Here is a 22,513-nt window from a genome sequence, read left to right on the forward strand (position 1 = left end):
ATAGTATAAGGTCTACCGTTATTTGCTATAGTTAGGTATTTTGTGATTGTTCCTATTCTCACTATTCCATATTCATCATTGCCAGATTTGTTTAAATTATTATTTTAGCAAATTTACATTCCCATTTGCTGCATCTATTGTATATGTCGTATTATCTGCTATTCTAATATCACCTATATCTCCGGCACTTGGATCATTGATTGTTAAATTAGCATTTATTTGTATTTTTGCTTTTATAGCGTTTAATAATGCAACATTGATTGTATTTTCGGTATTTATTATTAAAGTACCGCCGCTAGCATTACTATTATTAAAAGTAATACCTCCTACATCTAATAGACCATTAACACTTATAGTTCCCGAAGCTAAAACACTATCTGCAAAAACAATACTATTTACCGTAGTATTACCTTGTAAATCAAGAATCTTACCGTTACCTCCATTACACTGAAGTATATTGAAATTATTTATATTTCCGTTAAGTATAGCATTCCCTATAAAATTTCTGTTTACTCCGTTAGCACCGTCTATATTACCCGTAACCGTTATGTCGTCATATAAATTAAGTACGGACGTATTACTTTGTAAATTAATATTAGTAGCTTTTAATATTGTAGAATTAAGTGTTGCCGCCCAAAAAAAATGTACTGCAGCTAATGAGCCCATATTACCTATATCGCCTGTTATTATGTTACTACTACCAAGATCATGAGCTAGATTTAGTATCCCTTGACCGTCAACGCCGGTAGTATTATTTATATTACCCGTTTCCTACATTTATTCCGGAAAGAGAGTTAGTTAGACCTATGTGATTTGATATACAAATGTTATTGTACAGTTATTGCCAGCTACCGTATTATCTATCTGAGTTGTAATATTTAAACCGTTATTAATTTGTAAAGTAGAATTCTTACCGGCGCAATCTATATTACTAAATGTTTGATTAACGACTCCGGTAACAATTGACGTAACATTATTATTAATAAATTTAAGAGGAGCGAAATTAGGAGTAAGACCTACTGTTTCACTAAGAGCACCTATTGATACATTTTGACTTACCTCACCCCCACCAAAAGCAGGTAGTGCTATTAATGTATTTATCCCGCCAATAACAGCATTTGTTTTATCTGCCGATATTTTAATTCCAAGCCCTTTGAATAAATACTGCCGTTATTCAATACTCCTCCTACAAGACCAGCACCGGTACTCAAGCTTACGCTACCGAGATTAGGAATTGTTGCTCCTGCAGTATTAGAGCTAGTGAATAATGTTCCGCATAATGATGCCGTTGCTAAAAATTTTCTTAATATTTGTGATTCTTTCATTAATATTAACCCCAATACATTTAATTAATAATTTGTAGCAACTTTTTTACAATAATAAAATAGAAGCAGATAGAGCTAGATTCAGAAAGCTTTAGACAAGATGCATGGACTACTGAGCCTGCGGAACGTACAACAGTACGTGAGCAAAGGCGCATGTCAGAAAATTCACTTGTATCAAACTTTCTGAACGACGCTGTACCAAAAAAATATTGTTACTTGGTAGTGTAGAAATTTAATTATGTATTTAGAATTAAGTTAAAGGAATTTCTCAATGAAAGTTGGAAAGCAGAAAGATAAACTAAGCTGTTTTGTCTTTTATTGTAGGCATGGATTTTACTACCTCAAATACGCCGCTTTGAGTAGCTGCCGCAGTAGTAGCAGCATTACTGTGTCACCCCCCACAGGGTCCATAAAAACAATAAAAAATACTAAAATTATTAGTATTTTTAACTGGATCCCATGGTCAAGCCACGGTATGACAGAGGTGAAATTGATCCACTCAACAATATAGTCAATTCAGCCCAATTGAGTGACAGGCGTAAGGAAGAGAGTCTATAATATAATAGGCGAGTTCAAGATAGTCAGGAATTAAGCAAGAAAAATCGCAGTTTGATTGAAAAGTCAAAAAGAATTACTTTACTATAGCTTGCATTAATTTAATATATGATATTTTAACTATTAACAAATCTCTATTTATTTATCGGTGTTCCTACCAAAGCATGCTTAAGTACTTGATCAATATTTGATACAGATATAATTTCTAGGCTTTCTTTTATATTCGGCGGTATATCTTTCAAATCTTTGACATTCTCTTCAGGAATCAACACGGTTTTAATACCTCCTCTACTTGCAGCAAGTAACTTCTCTTTAAGACCACCTATAGGTAAAACATTGCCTCTTAAAGTAATTTCACCGGTCATTGCTACAGTACAATGTACGGGTATTTTAGTCATCAACGAAACAATAGTCGTAAACAAAGCACAACCGGCAGACGGTCCATCTTTTGGAATAGCTCCGGCCGGTACGTGAATGTGAATATCAAAATCTTTATAATTATCGTACTTTAATCCAAAATTTGTTGCTCTGCTTCTAAAACAACTATAGGCAGCCATTGCCGATTCTTTCATAACATCACCGAGTTTTCCGGTGGTCTTTATTTCACCTTTCCCTGGAAATGCTAAAGCCTCTATAGTTAAAAGCTCTCCTCCTACTTCAGTGTAAGCAAGTCCCGTAGTACTTCCTATTTGATCTTCTTTCTCGGCAAGCCCGAAATTATATTTCTTAGCTCCTAAAAATTCTTCAAGATGATTACTATCTATGGCGATATGCTTAACACTTTTACCTGCTAAAATCTGCTTTAATGCTTTTCTAGTTAATGCCCCTATTTCACGCTCTAAAGCTCTTACACCTGATTCCTTGGTATAATATCTAATTAAATCCAAAATTGCCGTCTCGGATATAGTAATTTCATCTTTTTTGATTTTATGCATTTTAAATTGTTTTGGAACTAAATAATTTCTGGCAATTTGGAGCTTTGTTTCCTCTACATAACCGGAAATATATATTTTTTCCATTCTATCACTTAAAGCTCTAGGTAAATCATTAGAGTTAGCAGTAGCAATAAATATTACATTTGATAGATCATATTCTACTTCTAGATAATGATCAACAAAGTGACTATTCTGCTCAGGGTCTAATACCTCAAGCAAAGCGGATGCAGGATCACCTCTAAAATCAGAACTCATTTTATCGATTTCATCAAGCAGCATTACAGGATTACTAGTCTTAACTTTCTTAAGTTGACCTAAAATTTTACCGGGCATTGATCCAAGGTAAGTTTTTCTATGCCCTCTGATTTCTGCTTCGTCTCTAACACCGCCGAGCGCAAGTTTAGTATATTTTCTGCCCATTCCTTCGGCAATAGATTTTACAAGTGAAGTTTTACCGACCCCTGGCGGACCTATTAAACATAATATAGGTCCTCTAATTTTACTTGAACGCTGTAATACCGCTAAATATTCTATAATTCGTTCTTTAACTTTTTCGAGTCCAAAATGGTCACGATTTAAAATTTTCTCTGCTTGGTTAATATCTATTTTTCTATTATCATACTTACCCCAAGGCAGGCTAAGCAATGTCTCAAGATAGTTACGCGTTACTCCCGACTCCGCTGACATTTGGTTCATGGTACGGAGTTTCTTAAGTTCAGCCTCAGCTTTTTCTTTTGCTTCTTTTGATAATTTTAAACTTTTAATTTTTTTCTCAATATCGGCAAGTTCTGATTTATCTTCATCAAGCTCTTTTTGAATAGCTTTCATTTGTTCGTGCAGATAATAATCACGCTGCGTTTTTTCGATTTGCTTTCTTACTCTTTGCTGCAATGCCTGCTCGGTTTCTGAATTTACTATATTGGAAGTAAGCGTACTAATAACCGTAGTGATACGCTTAAAAGGACTAGTTTCTTCTAATAAATGCTGCTTTGCCTCAAGTGAAGTTATCAAATGTGAGGCTAATATATTTATAATATCTATGAAATTAGTGCTATTACTTATTTCTTTATTGATAGTTTCAATAATTTCTGCATTAACTTTCTTATCATTAATCGCATATTTACTAAATAGTTGTACTGCATTATCAACGAGTGAACGCATGTTATTAACGTCAAATATTTCTTCATCTGGAATAATTTCGTAATTTGCTTCAAAAGCTTCCTCGCCTTTGATATTGCTTAACTTTACTCTTGCTACTGCTTCTATTAAGATTTTTGCCGTATTATTAGGCAGCTTCACTATTTGGATAATCTTGGCAAGTATAGCTGTGTTATAAAGTTCGTGTGTACTAGGGTTTTCTTGATCAAATTTTTTCTGTAAAGTTACTAAAATATATTTACTATTATCTTCCTCGGAAATGGTAGTATGAGAGAGTGCTTGCAACGATTTTGGCCTACCCACAAAAATAGGAGCAATTACTCCCGGGAATACTACCATATCTCTCAGTGCCATTAACGGAAGGGATTTTTTATTCATCAATTAAAACCTTTTAAATTTTCTAATTATTAACTATATAATATAGGATCAACCTGATTTCAAGCTACCATTATTAATTATATTTATGAATTTATTACTACAACCTCCTCAAAATGTAGCAGCCGCACATAATAGAATAAAACAATATCTACATTTAACTCCGATCGTTCACTCTGAAAGCTTAAATGAGATGCTCGGTCATGAGATTTTTTTTAAGGTTGAATCATTACAAAAAACCGGTGCATTTAAAGTTAGAGGCGTGTTAAATCATTTATTAGAATTAAAAGAGCAAGGAAAATTACCTGATAAAATAGTCGGTTATAGTACGGGTAACCATGGAATCGGTCTTGCTTATGCGAGTAAATTATTCGGTATTAAAACAAGGATTTATTTACCGTTAAATACTTCAAAAGTAAAACAACAAGCAGCTCTTTATTACGGCGGTGAAGTTATATATACATATACTCGACAAGAAGCAGAAGAAAAAGCAAAAGAAGATGAAAAGCAAGGATTTTACTATATGCATCCTTCCGATAGTGATTCTACAATAGCAGGAGCAGGCACGTTATGCTATGAAGCATTACAGCAGCTAGGTTTTAGTCCTGATGCTATTTTTGCCTCTTGCGGTGGCGGCGGTTTAATTTCCGGCGCATATCTTGCCAAAGAATTAATATCACCGACAAGCTTGTTAATAGGTTCAGAACCTTTAAATGCCAATGATGCTTATTTATCTGTTAAAGATAATAAAACATATAGATTTAACTATGCTCCGAATACTATTGCGGACGGTCTTAAAACCTTGAGTATATCAGCTCGTACATTTGAATATCTGAAAAAACTTGATGCTTTTTATTTAGCAGAAGAATATGAAATATATTACTGGACTGCGTGGCTTACTCATTTACTTAAAGTAATATGCGAGCCGTCAAGTAGTATAAATATGATTTCAGTGGTAAATTTTTTAAAAACACAATCCAAACCTCAAAAATTACTAGTACTAATCTCAGGCGGTAATATCGATCCTATTCTTTATAATGAATTATGGAAAGAGGAGTATTTAAGCATCTCACCTAAATCTTTATGTTCTGATGTCATTTCTGCGAAAGCAGCAGTCTAGTAACCTTTAATGTCATACCGCGACTTGATCGCGGTATCTTAGGACTCAGCTGGTAATACAAGACCCCGTGGTCACACCACGGGGTGACAATAAAAAATCTAGATTCCCGCTTTCGCGGGAATGACAGAGAAGTAATGTAACAAAGCCTCCTCACAATGATGAAGTTATATTAAAATTTAACCATTTCTTCTTACTGCTGCTTGATTTTTAGTAGAAGTATTAGGAGTGATTTGCGGAATTTTTATATTAGCACTTCTTAGTTTTATTGAATCTTCAAATATGGTTTTATCAAATGCTATTGGATTGATTTTTCTGAGTTCCGCTAAATTAAAATTATTCATTTGTTGCGGTTGAACTATAATAGGCTCACCCGTAACAGGAATTAAATTTTTAAATTCAGGATTAGTTGCTACTTTAGCTTTATTGTCATTTAAAAATTTTGTTAGACCTGCAGTAATTTCAGGATTTGTTAAAGCATTTGAAAAGATTTTATCATTAATTGTCTTCACTACATATCCATCACTCAGAGTAATATATTTATCTACAACTTTTCCTAATCTTTTTTCCAAATAGTTTCTACCTGTAAATATCTGCTTAAATTTTTCCCATAAAGACATGCCTCTATCATTAATATCTTTTAATTCAGTGGCTATTTTAGTACTATTCTCAGTTAGATAAGTAGAATCTAACTTATTTAATTCCCTTATTATTTCAGGATTCTTTATGCCTGATGAGTTAGTCAGTATAATAGTTTGTTCTAATTGCTTACTAATTTTATTATTTTTTTCTAATCTATTACTAATCTGCTGCACCGTATAAGTGGCTGCCTTTTGTAATTCCTTAAATTCCACTTGAGATAATTGATTTACTCTTGGGATAAACTGCTTACTATCTTCATTAAATTTCTGGTTTTTATCCCCTTGCATAATAAATTTTTCATATTTCTCAAGTTTGTCTGGAGTGTTTTTAGGATCTTGTTTTAAGATTTCTATAGCTTGATCTTTTACAGCCTGTGCATATTGCTCTTTAGGTATAGACTTTCCGCTTACGGCTATTAATGCTTCTTTAGTTGCTCTTATAGGATTGGCAAAGATTTCTTCTTCATCTTCTATACCCATCAATAATAATTCATCAAAAGGTCCCCCTTTATTTAGAGGAAGTACAAAACCCTTAAGTGCTGCTTCAGCCCTTGCGACATCAAACTTTAGCTTATCTGCTACACTAGGTATTAGTTTTATATCTTGTTCTAAATTGATATGCAAGTTATCTACTAATTTTTGTATATCTTTATTTTCTACAACTTCACTAATAATTTTACTGGCAAGTACTTCAAGCGTACTAGTGATATATTCTTCAGATTGTAAATATTGTTGAATAGGATCGGTAGTAACAATATTTTTATTCAAAGTATCTAATCTACTATCTACGTTTTTTATATCAACTATTTTATCTTTTACTGCAGCCGATATCTCAGTCACTTCATCGTTTTTTTTAATAGTATCATCTATATTAGTTATAATCTCTGCCATATAATATTCATTATTAAGTTATTTGATATAATGAACTAAATTATCAAACTTTTTAAAAATTCGCAACTATATTATCATATAAATCACTACTTACTATACCCTGACTGTTGCCCACTCTCTCTACTTTTATTAGGGTTTTCAACATGAGATATAGGGGTTGATATAGAAGACTTATAGCCTTGGGGTATTGTTTTATTTTGCTTTACAATATTTGGTGCTTGTTTTTCTCTTTGTATTTCTTCCGACAAATTTTTCGTTTCTATATGTAGACTATTACTTTTTTCAAAGTTAGCAAATGCTTGATCTATATTTTTTTTGAGCATAATCCGTACCGGTAAAAACTGCTACTATTCTTTGCCATAGCTTAGGTTTGGTTACTCTTTGTAATTCTAATGCTATACTTCCCCCCCATCCGTGTGTTCCTTAAATATCCAGGATTTAACTCTGCTAATACTCTTTTAGTACCGTTAACAAGTGCAGAATTGCTGCTCTCAAGTAATGGGGCAAAATTCTTGATAATTTCTTTACCTTGCTCTATCATTTTTTCAGACGGTCGTTTACTTATCGCTGGTAATAAAGTTTTAATTATATTAGGCTCATTTACTCCTAACTCATTAATAGACAATAAAGCTTTTGCTTCTTTTTCATTTGTTTGAAAAGTAATTTTTAAAAATTCAGATATCTTTAATGCTGCTTGTGTTAATGCTTCTACTTGTTTTGGATCATTAATTTGCTCTTGTTTATCAAGTTTAGGGGTAGTATTTTTAGTAAGAAATTTTCTATAGTTACCTAATGTTGTTTCTGAAACATTTTCTTTAAGGTTATCTAATGTTTTATCTATTAATTTCTCTCTATATTGTTCTTTATATATTTTTTGGTTAGCTAATTCTAACATAGCTTTTTCTAATGGTTTTTTAATATCCATCACTTCATCTTCGCTTAAACCATTACGTTTTTTGTCGTTCATTTGCTCTACTTGAGACTCACTTAAATCTATGGCAAACCAATTTAAAATTTATGAATGAAAATTAATTAAAACTTATAAAAAGAATTGTATTTTTTCATAGAAGAGGTCCTGATCGTAATTTCATCAGGGATTTCGGTTATGAACCTTGAAGGGTAAGAACGGACTATTTCATAAAATATTTTTCTGCTTTCAGCATGAGTAATATAGAGGTCTTTTTTGGCTCTCGTAATGCCAACATAAGCAATGCGGCGTTCTTCTTCTAAGCCTTTTTCGCCGTCTTCGTCTAGAGATCTTTGAGATGGAAATACCCCCTCTTCCCAGCCCGGTAAAAATACCACGTCAAACTCAAGCCCTTTAGCTGCGTGCAGGGTCATTATAGTAACAGAGCCACCGTAATTGGTTTCAAGCACTTCATTTTCCATAACTAAGCTTGAATGTTCGATAAAATCATGAACATCGTTAAATTCAGCAATAGCTCTAAGCATTTCGTTAATATTTTCGATTCTACCGAATGCTTCTTCGGTTTTTTCTTCTTGAAGCATTTCAAGATAACCGGAATCATCAAGTATTGCTTTAACTACGTTTATTGGAGCATCTATACTAAATCTTTCGTACCAATTATCGATTTTAGTAATCAAATCTTTTAGAGTTTCATATGATTTTGCTTTAATCTCACCTATTGCTAGCATTTCTTTAATGGCTGCGAAATTAGAAATATTTCGCTCAAGTGCATAGACTCTAATTTTATTTAAGCTAGCTGCACCTATTGCCCTTTTCGGCACATTTATAATACGCTCCAGTGCTAGATTGTCATTTTGATTCAAAGATATACGGATATAAGCAAGCACGTCTCTTATTTCCATACGTTCATAGAACCGCAAACCGCCTATAATTTTATAAGGCATAGCACTATTTATAAACGCTTCCTCAAAACTTCTTGTTTGAAATCCGGCTCGTACTAATATTGCAATATTACCGGCATTATACCGGTTTTCTCGCACTAACTTATCTATTTCACCGGCTATATATCTTGCTTCTTCTTTATCACTCCAACAAGAGATAATTTTTATCTTTTCACCGTTTTCCCTATCCGTCCATAACGTTTTACCGTGACGGTTTTTATTATTATTGATCACATTGGAAGCAGCAGCAAGTATTGGCAAAGTTGATCTATAATTCTGCTCTAATTTAATAATTGTTGCACCTGCAAAATCTTTTTCAAAACGTAATATATTCCCGACTTCTGCTCCTCGCCAACCATAAATAGATTGATCATCATCCCCTACACAGCAAATATTTTTATATAAACTTGCGAGCATTCTTGCCCATAAATACTGGACAACGTTAGTGTCTTGATATTCATCGATTAAAATATATCGATATTTTTCTTGGTAATATCTTAGTATTTCAGGGTTTTTAATAAAAAGCTCATTATTATAAAGTAGCAAATCTCCAAAATCTAAAACATTAGAAATAAGTAAATTTTTCTGATATTCTTCGTATACAAGTTTTGCAACCCTCTGTAGCGGTAAATTAGTATCTGATACTGATAGTTTAGTTGGTAATAATCCTTGATCTTTCCATCTAGAAATTATGATATGTATTAATTTAGGAGCATATTTTTTAGTATCAATATCTTTTAGCTTTACTATATCTTTCACTAGTTTTAATTGATCATCATGACTAATAATAGTAAACCTATTATTTAAACCAAGATTTAAATGCTCAATCTGGTCACGTAATATCCTAGCTGCCATTGAGTGGAAAGTGCCTATATTAAGACCATAGCAATTAATTAGACTATTAACTCTTTCAGCCATTTCTTTAGCAGCTTTATTAGTAAAAGTAACGGCTAGAATATTTTGAGGTGAAGCTAAATTTTGGTGAATAATATTAGCTATTCTTGAGGTAAGTACCTTTGTTTTACCTGTCCCTGCACCTGCAAGCAATAAAAGCGGTCCTTCAGTGTGAAGAACTGCTTGTTGCTGCTCTGGATTTAATGTATGTATGAAATCTTGATTTTGCATTTGTTTTAAGGATGTTGTGCTATGGCTTTACTATGTCATTCCCGTTTTTGCGGGAATGACATTAAAGCATTAAAATATCACCTTATTCTTCTTAGATTTTTAATAATATATGAAATAGTAATTATCGGACTACAAATAATTATTTTCAATAACCTAAAATAAGAGCTTAAATTTCTATCTTCAATAAACCAATTATATAAATCATTTATAGGTTTAATCTCAGCAGGAATAATATATTGATCTTTAAATAATTCTTTTAAAACTCTTTTTGCCTGTTTTGCTTCTACTTTACTCTCTATTGTTAAGCTTTGATCATGTACTCGGTAGAAATATAAAGATTCCGGTATATGAGCAAATTTCGTAACAAGCCCAAACCTTAGCCAATATTCATAATCATCCACTAACTGCATATTTTCATTATATCCACCTACTTGCCTTGCTAAATCGGCTCTATATAAGAAACATGCACCGACGCAATCTCTAATCGGTAAAAACTCAGGAGGTTCTTGATAAAGTCTTATTCCTACTTTACCGTGGTCATCGATCAAAGTATAATCAGTATATACAAGCCCTATCTCAGGTGAATTATCAAGTATCTTAACCATTTTTTCTAAAGCATTTTCATGGAAAAGATTATCATCCGAAGTCCAAGTCAAATACTCCCCTTTGGCCTCTTTAAAAGCAATATTAAGACTTGCCGGTAATCTTTTATTGGTCTCATTTACTATTACCTTAATACGTGAATCCTGCTCTGCATATGTCCTAGCTACTATAACGCTATTATCTTTTGAGCAATCATCAATAATAATAAGCTCAAAGTCTTTAAAGCTTTGATTAAGGCAGCTCTCAATAGCAAAAGGTAATAGCTTCTTTCTATTATAAACTGGTAAAACTATTGAGATTTTTGGAAGATTACTATGCATGTCCTCCTAACATATCAAGAGTATTTAAACTATTAATTATATTTTCTATTAGTGATGATTCTTCAGCTTTACATCCATCTTCAAGGATTAATAATATATTGCTTAAAGCATTATTAAGCATTTTGGGTATTATAGTATTTTGCTCTTCAAACCTTTTAATTAGTTGCATCAAAGGATCAAAATATTCAATTATTAACGATTCTTTATATTGATCTAATACTAATAGCTTGGCAAGACAATCAGATACTGCTCATAACAAAAGATCAGCTCTTTCATTATCTATTAAATCAAATACTTCATAAATTTTTTCAATTTGTACTTCAATATTATCTACAAGCACTAGCATAATTTTTACTGTTAAGATTATTATATTTTCCATGTCATTCCCGCGAAAGCGGGAATCCAGAAAAAATAATCTTAATACTGCTACAAAGAATTATTTTTTTTATAAAATAAGCATATAAAATAATTTTTTATATTCTTTACTAGATTCCTGCTTTCGCAGGAATGACATAAAAGGAACCATGCGGGCATTCTTAATTCTGTAAATTTATATATTTCGTATTTAGATATTCAAATATCCCTTCAAATGAGCCTTCAACTCCAAAACCTGACGCTTTACGTCCTGCAAAAGGTGCTTTTGCATTTGCAGGTAACGGGTCGTTAATCGATACCATACCAAAATCAAGCTTAGACGCTATCATTTGTGCCACGGATATATTATTTGAATATACATATCCTTGCAAGCCGTATTCGGTATTATTTGCATGTTCTATTACTTCATCCAAATCTTTAAATTTATAACAAGCAACTACCGGACCGAATATTTCTATTCTAAAGATATCCATATTATCCAAACAGTCAATAATAATAGTAGGCTCAATAAAATTATCAACAGCTTTACCGCCGCAAATTAATTTAGCTCCTTTACTTTGTGCATCAGCGAGTAACTTTTGTATTTTTTCTATGGCAGCAGAATTAATTAACGGACCTACATCCGATTCCTTATCAAATCCGTCACCGACTTTAAGCTTAGTAAATTTAGCCTTTAGAATTTCTATAAATTTTTCATATATAGATTCTTCTATAAATGTTCTGTTAGGTGAAATACAAGACTGTCCACTATTTCTAGTTTTAGCGATTACTAAATCACTTACTACTTTCTCTAAATTATTATCTGCCGTTATAATGAAAGGAGCATTGCCGCCAAGTTCCAAAGATAAACGTTTTAGAGTATTTGCGGCATTTTGATATAGAATTTTACCGACATTTGTAGCACCGGTAAATGATAATTTCCGAAGCCTAAAATCTTCACAAAAAGCCTTACCTATAATATCTGCACTACCTGTAATTACATTAAATACTCCGGCAGGCAAACCGGCATCGCTTGCAAATTTCGCAAGTACTAAAGCTGATAGAGGCGTAAGACTTGACGGTTTTAATATAACGCTGCAACCCGCAGCTATTGCAGGTACTACCTTGCGAGTAATCATTGCACTTGGAAAATTCCAAGGAGTTATAGCAGCAGACGGTCCTACATGCTCATATTGCGTAACAATTTTATGAGTTTTACTATTACCGGGTTTGATAGTCGAATGAATATTATGTATAGCATATGTATACCAATCAATAAAAGAGGCTCCATATAAAATTTCTTTTTTTGATTCAGCAAGTATTTTACCCTGCTCTAGGGTTAATATATGACTTAACTCCTCAATATTTTCTATTACTAAATTATACCATCTTCTAAGAATCGCTATTCTCGCTTCAAATGAGCTTTGTGACCATAAAGAAAAACTAGTCACCGTATTATTAATCGCTGAATTAATCTCAGATAATCCTAAATTCGGAACTGTAGCAATTTCTTTTAAGGTCGCAGGATTAATAACGGATATTTGCTTCCCGAACTCTATAAATTCACCGTTTATATAATTCTTTCCCGTAATGTTTTTAAGTAAGCTCATATATTTTTACCTGCGTGGATACTAAAATCGTCATTGCGAACGAACATTGGCGTTGTTGCATGGCTCGCGAAAAGTGTTACAAACTTATCTTAAAATTATACGGCAATACTAACAAGAAAAATATTTATAATGAATTATTTATACTAAAATCTTCACCACCCATTTGGCTTTCTAATACATCATAAGAAATATTTTCCAAATTAGCATGTTTTATAATATTAATGATATCTTCAGGAGCTATTGCGTTTAATATAAGATTCAATATTTCTTGAGGAAATTTATATCCAATGTCAGATAATATAGCAGAGTTTTCAGTTATATTATAATTAAAGTCTATACACCTGCCTTGTTTAAGTCTTCTAGAATATTTTCTCACAATAAATTTGATACTTTACCTACTTTTATAGCCTCAGCTATTTTAACCCATAACTCAGAGGGACTTCATTTCTTCTTTGCCAAAAGCTATTAAATTCTTGAATGGCTCTAAATCATTACCTTTAACTCCTTTAATATTTCCCCATGCATACTCAATAACCTCAGATGAAATATCAGAGTAATATTTTTTCTTAGGATTTATTAATTGTGACTCTAAAGAGATCACAGCTGAGAGAAATACTTTTTCTAAGTTATTAAATAACCGCCTTTATTAAGATTTATATTTGCTAACAGCCAACCACTTGAGTCATTTCCATTAAAAATCCAATTCTGATGTAACATTGAGTCAAAAGTCAAATTTTTAAATATATTAGTAGTCGTAGGCTTATCAGTAGCTAACCTAATATCAGGAGCCTTTATTACTTGATCATATCTAACTCCGGTTATTTCTAGCTTTATAAATTTTTCACTTTGGCTATTTGGATAAAAATGATTTCAGTAAAATTTTATTGCAGAATATATTAAAAATTTTTGTGAAAATGCGGCTTCTGCTAGCTCTATTTCTAAATTAGCATTTTTCAATGCTTCTAAATTTTGTATGTTAAAACTATCTCATCCAACTAAAAATTTCATAAGTAATGGATATGTATCAATATTTTGTTTTTGTGGTGGTATATTTATTATGTTCCAAGTCATTATATATTTGTACCTAATTAAATTAATACACAATGACTATAATAAGTGTCTTACTGAATGCAACAATTTTTTATTAACTTATATGTTAATTTACAGCTAAAAAATCTAAATTATTTATTTAGAAATTTTTCAGCCTCAAGAGCCGCCATACAGCCTGTTCCTGCAGCAGTTACTGCTTGTCTATAAATTTTATCCTGAACGTCACCAGCAGCAAAAACACCTTCTACACTAGTTCTAGTAGTGCCTGACTTCGTGATGATATAATTATCGTCATCCATTACAATTTGTCCGGTAAATAGCCCCGTATTCGGTGCATGCCCAATAGCTATAAATACACCGCTACAATTCAATAAACTAATCTCTTTGGTGTGAACATTTTGAATTTTAACTCCAGTAACGGATTTTGGTTTATTGCTACCTACAATCTCATCTACTACATGATCCCAAATTACTGATATTTTAGAATTTTTAAATAATCGATCCTGTAATATTTTCTCAGCTCTAAAACTATCTCTTCTATGCACTATAGTGACTTTGTTAGCATGATTGGTTAAATATAAAGCTTCTTCTACTGCACTATTTCCTCCCCCTACTACAACTATTTCTTGATTCTTAAAAAAGAAACCATCGCAAGTAGCACATGCCGAAACACCAAAACCACGAAATTTCTGCTCTGAAGCTATACCAAGCCATTTTGCTTCCGCACCGGTACAAATTATTATGCTCTCCGCATTATATTCATTTCCTGCTCCTGTAAATACTTTAAAAGGTCTTTTTGATAAATCCACCTTTTCTACGTAATCACTAACAATTTCCGTACCGACATTTTTAGCCTGCATAGACATCTGCTCCATAAGCCAAGGGCCTTGCACCGTTTCCGCAAATCCTGGATAGTTCTCAACATCGGTGGTAATTGTAAGCTGCCCGCCTGGCTGCATACCATTTATTAATATTGGTTTTAAAGCAGCTCTAGCTGTATAAATAGCGGCACTTAAGCCCGCAGGTCCTGAACCTATTATTAGTACTTTAGTAGTAATTTTCATAATTATTATTTATTAATTTAAATGATGCCTATATCATTCATGCGAAAGCAGGAATCCAGAAAAACATATAAAAAACAGTTTCTTTATATGTTTATTTTATTAAATATGTAATTTTTGTACCAAGATTAAGGTTATTTTTCTGGATTCCCGCTTCTGCGGGAATGACATCCTGAACGTTCGTACAATACAAAGTCACACAATCTAAGACTTCTTTTCTAACCAAGATTTGACATAGTTAATTTCTTCAGGATTCATTAGAGAAGGAGCATGACCGGCATATTTTATTTCATAAAGATCAAAAATTTTTGTTTCTTTCATCTTTTTAATAGTAGATTTTGTTAAAATTTGAGATTTCATCCCATGAATTACTAATATTCTACATTTTATTTTATTCCATACAGACCATAGTTTAATATCTTCCTGGTTACTAGCATTTTTCATTCCTTTTGTTATAGCAGGATCATAATTCATTTTATATTTTCCGCCGAATGTAGAAATTACACTATATTTTGTTAAATAATCCCAATCTTCTTCATCTTTAATACCGCTTTGTGCATAAATAAGTTTTAAATGTTCTTTTGCACTAGCCAAATCATCTAAGAGTATCGTTTTTTTAGCATAACCTCCAATTTTAATTAAAGGAGCAGCATCAATAAACGCCCCTATATCATTTAATATTAAGGCTTTAAAAATATTTTTATATTTACTGGCAAGTACCATACCTATAATACCGCCCATTGAAGTACCAAGCCAAATAGGATTTTTGATATTGAGCCTTTTTAAAAAAAATAACGTATCTTTAATATAAGTCGTATAGTTATAATGATTAGCTTTTTTAAAATTTTCGCTATCACTGCGACCGGGATAATTTATTGCAATTACTCTATAATTTTTACTCAACTCTTTAGCTATTTTATCAAAATCATGAGCATTTCTAGTGAAACCGTGAGCACATACTATTATATTTTTATTTTTAGGATCACCGAATTCCAAATAAGAAATTTTATGTTTCGGTATATATTGAAGAGGTAATAAATTAATATAGGGACCAATTTTTATTGAATTAATTTTCATATGAACCTATTAATACCAATTTAGAATAAATTGTAAAAAAAATCATTGTCATCATGTTATTAATTTAAGTCACTTAAAAATATACTGACCATGGTCGGCATATATATAACTACAAAAAGCAAAGATAAAAACACAGTAGCTGCAACTTTTTCAGGGTAAAATTTCTGTAAATTCGCTATAACTATAGTATTTGCTGCGAGCGGTGCCGTAGAAAGTAGTTTTAGGGCATTATAGTAATCATTGTTATACCATTTTGTTACAAAATGATCAAACATGATAAATAACCCTACTCCCAAAGGATAGAATAGAAATTTAGCAGCAAAAGTAGCAAGAGTAAATTTGATATCGACTTCAAATTTTTGTAGAGACGAAAGAGCAAGACCCACCATCACCATACCGAGTATCGAAAAAGAGCCTTTCATATTATATATAAAATCATCTAAAAAATCCGGTAAAGTAAAACCACAAAAACTAAATAAACATCCCAAGAAAAAAGCATTTAAAATCGGTAATTTTACTACTTTTAATATACTATCGGTAGTATTAGCAAAGCTCCTCATACAAATATAAAAGCCGACGGAACATTCATAAATATTCACTCCTATAACAGCCATCATGTAAATACTTAATGTATAATCATCAAAAAGTGCTGCAGCTATAGGCAACATAAAATACCCGCCATTTGCCGTACCTGCAGACAAAGCTATAATATTACGTGTATGATCCTGCCAAAATTTACCAAAAAAATAATAAGAAAAGAGTGATAAGAGTGTTGCAATTACAAATGTTACAACCGTAACGCTTAATGCCGCAAGTGTTAAGGTTGTACTAGCAGGTATCGTAAAAAATACTATAGGTGATATAAAATAGAATAGTAACGAGGAGATACTATCTTTTTCAACATTTGAATATTTACCGGCTAAAAATCCTATTACTAAACTTAATAATACCGAAACGGTTTTAAAAAAAACTATACTAAAGATTATCATGTAATGAGCTAAAGATATAATTACTTATAATATATGAGGTGTTATTTTTTTTCACTAAATTTTGTAAAGATTTTTACTTCATCAGACCAAAATAAATTTCTAATTGAAACTTTAAAAATTTTATGTTATTTAAATTTAAGTGGTATAGGATTAGATATGAAATTTTCATATTATTTATGCAAAATCTATTATCCTTATTCATTATATTTTTTTGTTTAAATATCTGTTCTAATCCTATACCACTTGGGCTTGAATTAAATAAAACTACCAATATAGATCTAACAAAAAAATACAAAATCATCAATAAAGAACCTAATTATTGGCAAGGATATAATTATTATATAGTTATATAGAACCAAATACAAAAACTATATATAAAGCTTTAGTGATATGTAATGATTTTAAAGCCGTTATTTTAACTATAGATCAAAATAAAATTTATCTTTTAAAATGTTATAAAACTCTTCATTTGAAGAGTTTTATAACATTTTAAAAGATAAATATAGTTTAGAAGAAGAAAATGATAAAGTGGTTACTTTCAAGGATGGTGAATGTGTAATCATACTTAAATCTTCTGAATTTAAATACCGAAATGGAACTTGTATATATAACAAACGGTTTTTATAAAGAATTTTTAAACAAACTAGATAAAGAAGAAAAATTAGAGCAAGAACAGATGAAGAGATTGCTGTAATACTTGATTGGTATTGCTCGCGTGGAGTCATATGTCATTCCTGCGAAAGCAGGAATCTAGCATAAAGCGAGATGAATCGAGCTTTTAATTTCAAAAATTTGCTGTATTTATACTTTTTTCTGGATTACGGCTTTCGCAGGAATGACATAAGGAATAACACACGAAGCTACTTCGGAAATTATAGGCATACATAAATTATATTTTTTTATCAAATCCAAAACTAATTTTAATGCTTCTCTTCCCTCTACTAGCTCTTTATATTCCTGTAAAAATTTCTTTTTATCGCTACTAATTCCAAGTTCATAACCAAATTTTGTATTACGTGAACCTAACGAATAACAAGTAAGCACTAAATCACCTACTACACCCTCTAGTAAAATATCAGAATTTTTTTGCATACCACCTAAAGCTTTCGACAAAATAGCAATTTCTTTTAAGGCAGCTACTATAAGCGTTGCTCTTGCATTTTCGCCCTGCTTTCTTGCTAAATCAATACCGCTTTTAATAGCAAAAATATTTTTTAAAGCTCCTGCTACCTGTAATGTTACAATATCGCTTGACACATTAGTAGTAAAAATTTTTGAACTTAGGTTATAAGCTATTTTATTTGCTATATCTATATCTAAACTTGCAATACTTGCCGAAGCAGGTAAATTTTTAGCAAGTTCTTTTGCTAGATTCGGACCTACAAAAAACGCTGTAGGGCTATGCGGTAATAGAGTTTTTAACCTATCTGAAAATAATGCGGTAGGATTACGGGCAAAGCCTTTTGTTGCAATTAGAAGAGTATTGTCTTTAGAAATGCTGTGAGTTTTTAATAATTTGATTGAGTCATCAAAAGCGTAAGACGGCACTGCAATAATAATTAGTTCAAAATCCTTAATTATATCTAAGTTTGTAGTAGCATGTAAATGAGCAGGTAATTTAATATCCCCTAAATATTTTACATTAGTTTTGTTATGTAAAATTTCCTTTGCTATTGCCTCATCACGTAAAAATAAAGTAACGTTATTACAGTTTTGTGCTGCTAAAGAAGCAAGGCTAGTACCGAAACTCCCTCCCCCATAAACCGCAATATTTTTAAATTTGTTCATGTGCTTATTTTTTCTTTGTCACTTGCAGGTTTGTAGGTATCGTTGCTTGGCTTGTTTATGTCATTCTCACGAAGGCGGGAATGACATCGAGCGAATTGCTTGAGCCATAAAACAATACTACTCACAATAACAATTTCACTACTCCACAGCTTTCTCAAGATTTACTATTATAACGGGTGACTTATTAATTTCTTGTTTTAAGGTTTTACGAATTGTTCCTTTTATTGCCTCGATTACTTGTTCATCCGACAATGCTTTTTTTGCCTGTTTATTTTGAATGGTAACAAGTTCTTTAATGTCGTTTTTAATGAGGTTAACTAATGCCATATCCTCTTTCGGATCAAGCAGCCCGGGCATAGACAGCATTGGGTTTGCAGCAAGCAGTCCTTTTTTATTAATGACTACTGATGCTACCACGATACCCGACTCACGCATACGTCTTCTAGCTTTGAAAATCGGAGATTCAACGGGCAGCAAATAATTACCGTCAACAGCTAAATAACCGTTTTCAACCTTTGAAATTACTTTTGCATTATTAGGTTCAAGCAGTACTACACTACCGTTTTCAACCTCTACTGCCTGTTTTATGCCGTTTTTCTTAGCAAGCTTAACATGTTCATGAATATGTACAGGCTCGCCGTGAACAGGTATACAAATATTCGGTCTAATTAGAGAATACATTTTTTGTAGCTCGTCAATCGATGGATGTCCTGAAACATGTACAAAATGGTCTCGCTCGGTAATAACTTCTACACCGGCTTTAACAAATATATTAAATAGCCTGAATATTTTCTTTTCATTACCCGGAATAATTTTTGAAGAAAAAATCATTGTATCCTTAGGAACAAGCTTTATAGACGGGTGAGAATTACTAGCCAGTTTTGCGGTGGCAGCCATAGGCTCACCTTGACAACCGGTAGCAATTACTAATAATTCTTCTCTTCTAAATCTGCTAACATCACGTTCACTAATTAGAGGAGCAATATCTTTCAAATAGCCGCTTTCCTGCGCAGCAAGCATCATACGGTGCAAACTTCTACCGGTTAAGACTACTTTTCTACCCGCAAGCCCTGCAGCATGAATTATTGTATCAAGCCGTGCTAAATTAGAGGCAAAGGTTGAAACTACTAACATTTGAGGACAACCGGCTATAATATCTACTAAACTTTTTCTAACATCCCCCTCAGAACCTGAGCTTCCTTTATTAAATACGTTAGTTGAATCACAAACAAGTGCAAGAACCCCTTCATCTCCGTAAGATTTTAAAAGCTCCTCATCGGCTTTTTGCCCAAGTATCGGATCGTTATCAAATTTCCAATCCCCCGTATGTAAAATATTACCTGCATCCGTACGGATCATAATTGCTTGCATTTCAGGAGCCGAGTGAGTCAGTGGCACCATCTCTAAGGAAAAAGGATCTAGATTTATTTTACTACCGGGTTTTACTTCATGAATTTTTATATTTTTAGCAAAATCATATTCATTTAAACGAATTTTTAAAAAATTTGCTGTAAAAGTAGTAGTATAAATAGGACATTTAAGGCTATTCCATAAATATTGGACTCCACCTAAATGATCCTCGTGAGCATGAGTTAAAATCAGACCTACTATATCTTTTTTATATTTCTCGATAAAGCTGCTATCAGCAATTATCATATCAACACCGGGTAAATAATCATCGGCAAAACCGCTACCACAATCAACCATTAACCATTTACCTTGATAATGGTAAAGATTAAGATTCATACCTATTTCATTAGATCCCCCTAGCGGTACAAATAGCAGATCATTTTTATGATTTTTGATGTTGAATGATGACATAATTTAACTTAATATTTATTTTATTACTTTATTCTTATAACTTATTATTAGTTAAGCGTCTATATATTAAAAAAGAAATTCATATAATGAATATAAATAAAATAGCATTGATTTATAACCAAAATTCCAAACATTTAGCTATTATAGAGGAAATAAAAAAACTCTATAATTATTGTAAAATAGAGGAAGCGGAGGTCATTATCGTAATAGGCGGGGATGGAGAATTACTACATAATATTCACCGCTATATGCATCTTAATATACCTTTTTACGGAGTTAATTTAGGAAGCCTCGGCTTTTTAATGAATCCTTTAGATACCAAAAACTTATTACAAAATATACACGAAAGTACGGTTTCTATCCTAAATCCTCTTCTTATGCAAGTCGAAGATACGAGCGGTCAAATATATACGGCACTTGCTATTAACGAAGTATCGATATTTCGTAAAACTAATCAAGCTGCTAAATTTAGAATAGACGTAAACGGGATAGAGAGAATGAGCGAATTAGTAGCAGACGGAGCTTTAGTTGCAACACCTGCCGGAAGTAGTGCTTATAATTTATCTGCCAGCGGTCCTATTTTACCGCTTGAGTCAAACATGTTATGCCTAACCCCTATCTGCTCGTTTAGACCGCGTAGATGGCACGGTGCTTTACTGCTTTCATCTGCTACGATTAAATTTGAAATACTTAATACAAATAAACGACCGGTAAATGCTACTGCCGACTTTCAGGAGTTTAATAATATCACAAATGTTACCGTTAAATCTACTAAGGATAAGCCTGTCAAACTGCTCTTTAATAAAAACCATACGCTGGAAGATAGAATTATTAAAGAGCAATTCGGTGGGTAATTATTAAAAAATATTAATAATTTTTTTACTAAGAATTAAACTAATGTATGATGCCTTGTTAAAAATAACTGGGCATCATATATGAAATCAAAAAAGTCTTCTATTAACTTCTCTGAAAATAACCATATTTTATGGTTACTACTTGAAGCTCCAATATTACCTTAAATACAGCTATAGAATTGTACTCAGCAATAGTTAAGGATTTTAATATAAAAAATAATTATTTAAGAACTATTGAAGAAATAAAAAATTCAAAATTAGCTCCAGAATTTGCTAATTTAGCAATTAAGAAGATAAAAGAGGTAAAAACCCCAAAAAAGCTATTGGAATGTGTATTAAAAAATACAGTTACGCAGAACTTAAAAATCATGAGTTATTTAAAGATTATGAGATTAGTGAATATAATGCTTTAATTAATAAAAATTCTAAAGTAGAAATATTTTTTGAATACAAACCTAGCTCCAATTCTTCTAACCCTATCACTAAGATTATCAATAAATTTATCGCTAAGGAAAATATTTTTCGTTTAGCCGTAGTAGAAAAGAATATTGCATTAATTGAAGAAGTAGCTAAAGATATACTTCTTCAATAAATCAGCACCTATAGTTTTAAATTTACTCAAAACTCAAGGAGAATGGTATCAAAAATATCTAAATTTTATTGCAGAAATTTTATTATTTGTAAAACCTGAATTTCAACCTGATATTATTAAACAATTAGCAAATATAGAAGATTTTGCTATTCTATGCTCTTTTTCTGAAATATTGCTTGCTACCAAAAAATATGATGAAATAATAACATTACTTGCACCACGACTAGCAAATCTAGTAAACAATGAGCAAAAACAGGAAAGTAAATTCATCTATTTTTGCCGTTATAATCTATTAGTAGCCTAATAATACAGGAAAATTATCATTAGACGAAGAGCAATTATTACGCATTTTAAAGGATCGACCAAACTATAGCGATTCAATCTATAGCTTATTTAATATTTA

The 22,513-nt window shown here is 31.9% G+C and carries 21 protein-coding genes and 2 pseudogenes; 4 read left to right on the forward strand and 19 right to left on the reverse strand.

The genetic code is table 11. The features are described 5' to 3' along the window. Positions 1–99: 99 nt before the first annotated feature. From GCO76_RS01605 to lon, 3 genes are all read right to left on the reverse strand, one after another. The gene (locus GCO76_RS01605; RefSeq protein WP_410955946.1) at positions 100–666 is read right to left on the reverse strand and encodes a hypothetical protein; all 567 of its coding nucleotides are present in this window, start codon (positions 664–666) and stop codon (positions 100–102) included. 431 nt (positions 667–1,097) lie between these two features. Then, on the reverse strand, positions 1,098–1,325 hold the full coding sequence (locus tag GCO76_RS01610; RefSeq protein WP_410955947.1) for a hypothetical protein: 228 nt from the start codon (positions 1,323–1,325) through the stop codon (positions 1,098–1,100). Between the two features lie 689 nt (positions 1,326–2,014). Further along, a complete protein-coding gene (lon, locus tag GCO76_RS01615; RefSeq protein WP_410955948.1) occupies positions 2,015–4,351 on the reverse strand; it encodes an endopeptidase La in 2,337 nt (778 codons plus the stop codon). Positions 4,352–4,436: 85 nt separating this feature from the next. Between lon and GCO76_RS01620 the strand changes: the two genes are divergently transcribed. Continuing rightward, a complete protein-coding gene (locus GCO76_RS01620) occupies positions 4,437–5,468 on the forward strand; it encodes a serine/threonine dehydratase (protein ID WP_410955949.1) in 1,032 nt (343 codons plus the stop codon). Positions 5,469–5,644: 176 nt separating this feature from the next. Here the strand turns inward: GCO76_RS01620 and GCO76_RS01625 are convergent, their stop codons facing one another. The 13 genes and pseudogenes from GCO76_RS01625 to GCO76_RS01685 form a co-directional block, all read right to left on the reverse strand. Next, a complete protein-coding gene (locus tag GCO76_RS01625) occupies positions 5,645–6,997 on the reverse strand; it encodes a hypothetical protein (RefSeq protein ID WP_410955950.1) in 1,353 nt (450 codons plus the stop codon). Between the two features lie 86 nt (positions 6,998–7,083). Continuing rightward, positions 7,084–7,320: a hypothetical protein gene (locus GCO76_RS01630; protein ID WP_410955951.1), complete on the reverse strand. Its 237-nt coding sequence runs from the start codon at positions 7,318–7,320 to the stop codon at positions 7,084–7,086. Between the two features lie 41 nt (positions 7,321–7,361). Beyond that, the gene (locus tag GCO76_RS01635; protein ID WP_410955952.1) at positions 7,362–7,964 is read right to left on the reverse strand and encodes a hypothetical protein; all 603 of its coding nucleotides are present in this window, start codon (positions 7,962–7,964) and stop codon (positions 7,362–7,364) included. Between the two features lie 65 nt (positions 7,965–8,029). Next, positions 8,030–9,991, reverse strand: coding sequence for a DNA helicase PcrA (pcrA, locus tag GCO76_RS01640; RefSeq protein WP_410955953.1), 1,962 nt, complete (start codon positions 9,989–9,991; stop codon positions 8,030–8,032). Positions 9,992–10,068: 77 nt separating this feature from the next. Continuing rightward, positions 10,069–10,914 carry a glycosyltransferase gene (locus tag GCO76_RS01645; protein WP_410955954.1) on the reverse strand — a complete coding sequence of 282 codons (846 nt, stop codon included), beginning with the start codon at positions 10,912–10,914 and terminating at the stop codon, positions 10,069–10,071. Further along, positions 10,907–11,260, reverse strand: a pseudogene (locus GCO76_RS01650) (hypothetical protein). Before GCO76_RS01650 ends, GCO76_RS01645 begins: the two are co-directional and overlap by 8 nt. 190 nt (positions 11,261–11,450) lie before the next feature. Further along, positions 11,451–12,878, reverse strand: coding sequence for an NAD-dependent succinate-semialdehyde dehydrogenase (locus GCO76_RS01655; RefSeq protein ID WP_410955955.1), 1,428 nt, complete (start codon positions 12,876–12,878; stop codon positions 11,451–11,453). Positions 12,879–13,002: 124 nt separating this feature from the next. After that, complete coding sequence (locus GCO76_RS01660) at positions 13,003–13,254, reverse strand: hypothetical protein (protein ID WP_410955956.1); 252 nt, start codon at positions 13,252–13,254, stop codon at positions 13,003–13,005. 54 nt (positions 13,255–13,308) lie between these two features. Further along, entirely contained in the window at positions 13,309–13,479 is a 171-nt protein-coding gene (locus GCO76_RS01665) for a hypothetical protein (protein WP_410955957.1), read from the reverse strand. Between the two features lie 61 nt (positions 13,480–13,540). Beyond that, positions 13,541–13,835, reverse strand: a pseudogene (locus GCO76_RS01670) (hypothetical protein). Positions 13,836–14,059: 224 nt separating this feature from the next. Continuing rightward, complete coding sequence (gene trxB, locus GCO76_RS01675; RefSeq protein ID WP_410955958.1) at positions 14,060–14,992, reverse strand: thioredoxin-disulfide reductase; 933 nt, start codon at positions 14,990–14,992, stop codon at positions 14,060–14,062. Between the two features lie 201 nt (positions 14,993–15,193). Then, positions 15,194–16,066: an alpha/beta fold hydrolase gene (locus GCO76_RS01680; protein WP_410955959.1), complete on the reverse strand. Its 873-nt coding sequence runs from the start codon at positions 16,064–16,066 to the stop codon at positions 15,194–15,196. 59 nt (positions 16,067–16,125) lie between these two features. Then, positions 16,126–17,055 (reverse strand): AEC family transporter, encoded by a 930-nt coding sequence (locus GCO76_RS01685; protein WP_014014308.1) that lies wholly within the window; start codon positions 17,053–17,055, stop codon positions 16,126–16,128. A gap of 176 nt (positions 17,056–17,231) precedes the next feature. Between GCO76_RS01685 and GCO76_RS01690 the strand changes: the two genes are divergently transcribed. Next, positions 17,232–17,408, forward strand: coding sequence for a hypothetical protein (locus GCO76_RS01690; protein ID WP_410955960.1), 177 nt, complete (start codon positions 17,232–17,234; stop codon positions 17,406–17,408). Positions 17,409–17,856: 448 nt separating this feature from the next. Here the strand turns inward: GCO76_RS01690 and GCO76_RS01695 are convergent, their stop codons facing one another. Continuing rightward, positions 17,857–18,843 (reverse strand): NAD(P)H-dependent glycerol-3-phosphate dehydrogenase, encoded by a 987-nt coding sequence (locus GCO76_RS01695; RefSeq protein ID WP_410955961.1) that lies wholly within the window; start codon positions 18,841–18,843, stop codon positions 17,857–17,859. Positions 18,844–18,981: 138 nt separating this feature from the next. After that, positions 18,982–20,664 (reverse strand): ribonuclease J, encoded by a 1,683-nt coding sequence (locus GCO76_RS01700; protein ID WP_410955962.1) that lies wholly within the window; start codon positions 20,662–20,664, stop codon positions 18,982–18,984. 86 nt (positions 20,665–20,750) lie between these two features. Here GCO76_RS01700 and GCO76_RS01705 point away from each other — a divergent pair, with 86 nt between their 5' ends. Further along, entirely contained in the window at positions 20,751–21,518 is a 768-nt protein-coding gene (locus GCO76_RS01705; RefSeq protein WP_410955963.1) for an NAD kinase, read from the forward strand. A gap of 328 nt (positions 21,519–21,846) precedes the next feature. Beyond that, the gene (locus GCO76_RS01710; RefSeq protein ID WP_410955964.1) at positions 21,847–22,110 is read left to right on the forward strand and encodes a hypothetical protein; all 264 of its coding nucleotides are present in this window, start codon (positions 21,847–21,849) and stop codon (positions 22,108–22,110) included. Positions 22,111–22,212: 102 nt separating this feature from the next. On the opposite strand, the gene GCO76_RS01715 is transcribed toward GCO76_RS01710, so the two are convergent. Continuing rightward, a complete protein-coding gene (locus GCO76_RS01715) occupies positions 22,213–22,380 on the reverse strand; it encodes a hypothetical protein (protein ID WP_410955965.1) in 168 nt (55 codons plus the stop codon). Positions 22,381–22,513: the final 133 nt, after the last annotated feature.

This window comes from Rickettsia koreansis (genome assembly GCF_046532895.1).
GTDB lineage: Bacteria > Pseudomonadota > Alphaproteobacteria > Rickettsiales > Rickettsiaceae > Rickettsia > Rickettsia rickettsii.